5 protein-coding genes are annotated in these 5853 nt (G+C 34.6%); 3 read left to right on the top strand and 2 right to left on the bottom strand.

The window, feature by feature from the left end:
• The first annotated feature begins 1227 nt into the window (after positions 1-1227).
• Complete coding sequence (locus tag HMPREF2704_RS06930) at positions 1228-1434, top strand: hypothetical protein (RefSeq protein WP_037608378.1); 207 nt, start codon at positions 1228-1230, stop codon at positions 1432-1434.
• 1400 nt (positions 1435-2834) lie between these two features.
• Here the strand turns inward: HMPREF2704_RS06930 and HMPREF2704_RS06925 are convergent.
• Both HMPREF2704_RS06925 and HMPREF2704_RS06920 read right to left on the bottom strand, forming a co-directional pair.
• Positions 2835-3134, bottom strand: a complete 300-nt coding sequence (locus HMPREF2704_RS06925) for a type II toxin-antitoxin system RelE family toxin (RefSeq protein ID WP_070846084.1) — start codon at positions 3132-3134, stop codon at positions 2835-2837.
• Positions 3131-3379, bottom strand: coding sequence for a type II toxin-antitoxin system RelB/DinJ family antitoxin (locus HMPREF2704_RS06920; protein ID WP_003007840.1), 249 nt, complete (start codon positions 3377-3379; stop codon positions 3131-3133). The genes HMPREF2704_RS06925 and HMPREF2704_RS06920 overlap by 4 nt, the downstream gene beginning before the upstream one ends.
• A gap of 641 nt (positions 3380-4020) precedes the next feature.
• Between HMPREF2704_RS06920 and HMPREF2704_RS06915 the strand changes: the two genes are divergently transcribed.
• Together HMPREF2704_RS06915 and HMPREF2704_RS06910 are read left to right on the top strand one after the other, a co-directional pair.
• A complete protein-coding gene (locus HMPREF2704_RS06915; RefSeq protein WP_070846072.1) occupies positions 4021-5124 on the top strand; it encodes an ABC transporter permease in 1104 nt (367 codons plus the stop codon).
• A 1-nt stretch (position 5125) separates the two neighbouring features.
• Positions 5126-5815 (top strand): ABC transporter ATP-binding protein, encoded by a 690-nt coding sequence (locus HMPREF2704_RS06910; RefSeq protein ID WP_070846070.1) that lies wholly within the window; start codon positions 5126-5128, stop codon positions 5813-5815.
• Positions 5816-5853: the final 38 nt, after the last annotated feature.

The raw sequence follows: 5853 nt of genomic DNA, 5'->3' as shown, positions 1-5853 counted from the left end.
TTTAAAGAATGTACTTTATGCTTCTAATTCAGTTATATCAATGGTTTAAGTCTTGTTTAGTCAATTGTACATAAACTTTTAGTTTAACACGGCTCATGAATCATGGCCGTGTTATATTTTACTTAAGCTAGTTAGCTAGTTCTCTTAGTTAATATTTACTTACCTTTTATTTGCTTTAAGTCCTTTATCTCTTTTAGAATACTAAAAATATAGAAACTAAATAGAACTATACATAAAAAAGATATAACAAAGAAACCAAACGGAAGTTTTCTTCCCATACCAGCTACTACTCCAAGGGATAAAATACCGATAGCCATTACGGAAATTATGAGGATAAACCACAAGTAAATCATGTAAAACTTATAAAGATAACAAAAGGACTTATTTTTTTGTTTAGGCTTATCCTTCCATTTTAAATAAAAGAAATAAGGTGTATTAATAATTAAAATAAATAAAAATCTCATCTCTAGCACAACTTTTTACTTTCTATTTTGGATTTCCCACAAGATCTCCCAACTTCCAAATACCAAGCCAAAAAGAAATTGTTAGCATGATAAAGAATATAAGGAACATATTATCGACTAGATTTTTACTCATCAAGCATAGTTCTCTAGCTATATAAGGAGACACGGGAAACAAAATGCACTGTACTATAGTAATTATTTTTTTCATGATTCATTAATAATACTGTCACATATGATACAGTATACTCCTTTCTAGGAAGAATTCTTATTATTCCTATCTTTATTATAGGCCTGCAGTAATTCGGATTCAATTTTTTATATGTGAAAGTAGTTTCAGAATAATTTACAAAACAAAAATAAAATACACTTTTTAAAGAATGTATTTTATGCTTCTAAATCAGTTGTATCAATGGTTTAGCTTTAGTTTAGTCAATTGTACATAAATTTTTAGTTTTTCTTTAGTAATTTATTCTTGTTCTTCAACACTTAAATTAGAAGAATTGAATAAATCCTGTAAACTATAAATTTTACTTTCTTCAAGAACAACTCGCTTAGTCTGGAGTTTTGCATCATGAGATTTTGGTGGTGTGCCAAACTTTGCGCAAAGGCAAGAGACGTCGAAGCGAGACTAAAAGTTAAGATACCTGTAGAAATAGCAACTACAAAAAATTTAGTAGTTTTTATGAGCTTTTCTCCTTTCTTATTTGTATCCGCTTACATTTTATTATATAATGTTATTATAGCAAAGAAAGAAGGTGTTATTATGTTAAAAAAATATTTTTCAAAATATAAATGGACTGATTTATTTTGGATTCTATTTGTGATTTTAACATGCATCTATATAGGAAACCGTGATTTGCTTCCTCTTAATCATCAAGAATTCTCTCTTCGTGGTAGTTTCTGGGGATTTGTACTTGCATTATATCACTTACTATTCATTGATAAATTTGTTATCTCTAATCGGAAGTAAAACGATACTAGGTAAAAACTCAATTTCAGGAGAAAATAAAGTAAATCTCCCCACAATAAAACGCATAGTATCAAGGTTCTTCAAAACCTAATATTATGCGTTTTTTGATCCTAAAGACTTTTCCCTATTCTTGTTTATTTTGTTGTTGATTATCTTTATTTGAAGGCTATCGTTCATATCTGAGGCACTGTGACACTATAAACTAGGTCAGTCTCATAGAAGAAGACGAAAAGCCAACCGATAAAAGCGTTAAGACACGCCAACGATTTTTATCACTTTATCCATTTACTACCCCCTTTCACTATTTAATAGTTAATTTAGACGATGCAAAAATGTGAAAAAAGACAAATGTTTATCTTTCTAAACGGATTAAGTTTTCCCACTTTTAATTGCTTTAATAGTGTTGGAAGCTTTTTTTAATACTTCGTCATGATTGGATAAGCAACAGCCAGCTGCAGCTTATTGGAGCTCTCACGATGAAACATTATTGTTAGAAACTAAAAAAGCTGGTGGCAACGGTTGTTTTCTAAAAAATAGCCGTCAATTAGTAGAACATATTGAAATGTTGTTTTGTAAAACTTAAAAGAAGAAAGATTTGATGCCCCCCAATATCATCATGTTTCAACGTAACTTTAATTTTCTTTGAATAATTTCCTAAAACCAATCTGACTTTTTCGGTACAAGCCATTTGTCAAATCTTTTGTTAAACATTTACATTCTTTTTTACACTATCAATGGTCATTGGAATTAGCAAACAAAAAACGGCAATCAGCATTCACTAAATTACCGTTTTTTATTTAAATTCTATTACTATTAACTACCTAAAAATATTAGGTAAATTACTATTAATTACCCTGAGGCCATCGTTTATATATTGACCCAAAACGTCAAATCCGTTATAAATTCCGTTATAAATAAAGAGTCCTAAAATTATAGATGAAATAATAATACTTGCACAAATAAAATATGTACGATTTTTTTCATTCATAATATCGATTATCTCCTAAGTTAGTATAGACTAATAGTTCCGTTTTGATTAAATGGGACTCTATAATAAGTTTTGCCTCCAACAATACCTCCAAAATTAAAACCAGCTCCTAACAACTCTGCTTTAATTTGACCTGAAGCATTACTATTTACAGCTTAAGAATTGATAATTATAGTTTGCACATTGGAATCATCCACTTTCTTATATAAATATTAATTAGTTACGGTAATTTTTTATTCTAAAAATTTTATCTTTAGTAACAACTTTTTCTTATTTTATTATACTTTAATTTGAATGAAATTCCATTTTTTATATGTGAAAGTAGTTCCAGTTTTCTTATCTCATTTACTTTTAATTTCTTGAATATGTTAGTAGGTGTTTCTTTCTTTTATGCAGGTTGGTTAAAATAGCTTCATCTGTTTTTTATACGTTTTTCAGAAATTGTATAAATTTCGTTATCACTTCTCTTACCAATAGCAATGACTTCAATAATTTCAATTGCATTGACAGTTTCATGAAAAACAATTCTCAGGCCCAATTTTTTGTGTTTTAACTTCCTGTAACCTGCTAAATTACCGTGAAGAGCCTCTCCGGCAAGCATCCCTTGATTTTCTAACTTGATAAGTGACTTTTTAACATGAAGACTTTGACTATTATCTAATTTATAAAAATCATCTTGCGCTTCAGGAATCAATTCAACTTTATAACTCAATCCCAACCGTCCTCTACATTTTCCAAACCTTCACGCCAATTTGAACCAAGAAATTCATCGACAGTTAAATTTTTTCGTGCTTCAAGTTCAAATGGAATTTTACGATCACGTCTGATTTTATTGAAATATAAATTAATTGCTGTAGTATAGTCAAGCCCAATCTCCTTCAAGACCTCACCAACTTCCTGTTTTAATTCAGAGTCAATACTTAGATTCAATCTTGCTTTTGTAGTTGTAATAGCCATTTAAATCACCTCATCTTTTTGTGTACATTATACACAAAAAAACAGATTTTTTCAAACTATTTTTTCTCATTGAGAATTTTTTTGTATAAATTATCAAAAATTAATGTTGAAATAATTATTTTGGAACATTTTAAATTGAAATGATTAAGATATTTCATCAGAAACACCAACAGCCCCAACCGTTGGGGCTGTTTTTTTGCTTATTGTTCCACTTTCTGAAAAAGATATGTTTTTCGGAAACATATAATTATAAACTTTATAAACTTATATGTTCATAAAATTGAAGTTTATTTGTACCAAGTTGTATTTCAAATCACTTTTATTCGAAGAAAGATTTTAATAAAACCCCTCAATTTCAAGCTTCTATTGCTATTTTCTTCTACACTAAAATGAAGGATTTCATGCAGGGGGCATCTAAATCAACAGGAAAAAGCCTTGAAATCAAAGCTTTTTTGTTTGTCTATAGCATATCTCTTTTTTGTATATATTAACAATTAATAATTAATAATTGAGAAACAAATCCGATTCCTTCATACTCCCCAAACACCATCCCCCTATTCTCCCCCCACTTGTGGTATGATGGTAGAGTATGTTTAGGTGCCAAGCTACTTGAGCACCTCCGTGCTAAAAGGAGAACGAATATGAAAATCGCATGGAATGAAATTAAATACCAACCCAAGAAGTTTATCCTGATTGAGCTCCTCATTACCATTCTCATGTTTATGGTGGTGTTCTTGTCCGGGCTGACAAATGGACTGGGCCGTTCGGTATCGGCTCAAATCGATAACTATGGGTCGCTGCACTACATCCTTTCTACGGATTCAGAAGGGATTATCCCCTTTTCAACCATTACGGAGAAAGATTTAGATGAGGTCCAAAAGATAGAGGGGATGGACTATTCGGGTTTGTCCATCCAGCGGGCAACCGTCTCAAAATCAGAGGATTCCAACACTCTGGATATCACCTACTTCGCGACCGATCACAATGAAGAAGAAATCCTCAATCCAATCATGGAAGATACAGACCTCAAGATCTCCGACTTAAAGAAAAACGAGGTCATTTTGGACAGTTCTTTCAAAGAGGATGAGGGAATCCAAGTCGGCGATCGCGTGATCGATAAAACCTCTAAGCAAAAACTCAAGGTCGTGGCCTTCGCGAAAAATGCCAAATACGGCTACAGCGAGATTGGCTTTATCAGCTCGGAAACCTACACAGGCATGCGGCAAAAAACAGATCCAAGCTATCAATGGCAAGCCCAAACCCTTGTGACCAAGAAAAACATCCCTTCTAGTGATCTAGCCAGCAACTTAATGGTGGCGGATAAGAAGCAGGTGATCGATAAAATCCCTGGCTACAAGGCTCAAAACCTGACGCTACGGATGATCACGTGGGTGCTCTTGCTCGCTTCCTCTGCTATCCTTGGGGTTTTCTTCTATATCCTCACCCTGCAGAAGTTGAAACAGTTCGGCGTCTTGAAGGCTATTGGCATGTCCATGAGCCAGATTACCTATGTCCAACTATCCCAGCTCACCATTATCTCCCTCATCGGAGTGCTGCTGGGACTTGGCTTGGCAACCATGATGGTGCCATTTTTACCCAATAGCGTCCCTTCCTTTATGACCCTAAAGGACAATCTCACCATCTCGGTTAGCTTTATCCTGACCTCTATTTTGTGTGGTGCCTTGTCCCTTGTCAAAATCAAAAAAGTAGATCCAATCGAAGTCATTGGTGGAAATGGAGAATAAGATGGCCATTATTGCATTAGAAAATATCAGAAAATCCTACGCCGATGGTAGCCAGATGCACCATGTCCTCAATCAGCTTAATTTAAGCGTCGAACCCAACGAATTTGTCGCCATCTTGGGCCCTTCAGGATCTGGCAAGTCCACTCTCTTAGCCATCGCCGGCTTGCTTTTATCAGCGGATGAGGGGCGGATTCGCATCGCTGGCCAAGACTTGACCGGTCTCAACCAAGGCCAGTGGACGCAAAAACGGCTGGAATTACTCGGCTTTATCTTTCAGGATCACCAGCTCCTCTCCTATATGAAAATCGGTGACCAGTTAGAACTGGTAGCCAAATTAAAAGGAGAGAAGGACAAGAAAAAACGCCAAGAGGAAGTCAAATCCTTGTTGGCAGATCTTGACATCGAAGCTTGTTACCACCAATACCCGAATCAGATGTCCGGTGGGCAAAAGCAACGGGCAGCCATTGCTCGGGCCTTCATCGGAAATCCGCAGGTCATCTTAGCCGATGAACCAACAGCTAGCCTAGACCCAGATCGAGGGCAAGAAATCGCCCAATTGATCCAAAAAGAAGTCAAATCCAAAAACAAGAGCGCCATCATGGTGACCCATGACCGCTCCATCCTGACCTATGTAGATACCATTTATGAATTAAAACATGGCCAGTTACTAAAGGTAGAAAAGGTTGATTAAATACAAGAGAGTGGGACAGAAATCGGTAATTCGTTAGA

Origin of the sequence: Streptococcus sp. HMSC076C09 (genome assembly GCF_001837905.1) — a bacterium.
In the GTDB taxonomy this organism is placed as follows: domain Bacteria; phylum Bacillota; class Bacilli; order Lactobacillales; family Streptococcaceae; genus Streptococcus; species Streptococcus parasanguinis_I.
The sequence above is the reverse complement of the archived record's forward strand: the minus strand, read 5'-3'. Positions and strand labels throughout refer to the sequence as shown.

Bases quoted from the DNA above. Each gene is read 5' to 3' on its own strand.
- HMPREF2704_RS06930 (WP_037608378.1), top strand. From the start codon at position 1,228: ATGTTAAAAAAATATTTTTCAAAATATAAATGGACTGATTTATTTTGG.
- HMPREF2704_RS06920 (WP_003007840.1), bottom strand. From the start codon at position 3,379: ATGGCTATTACAACTACAAAAGCAAGATTGAATCTAAGTATTGACTCT.
- HMPREF2704_RS06915 (WP_070846072.1), top strand. From the start codon at position 4,021: ATGAAAATCGCATGGAATGAAATTAAATACCAACCCAAGAAGTTTATC.
- HMPREF2704_RS06910 (WP_070846070.1), top strand. From the start codon at position 5,126: ATGGCCATTATTGCATTAGAAAATATCAGAAAATCCTACGCCGATGGT.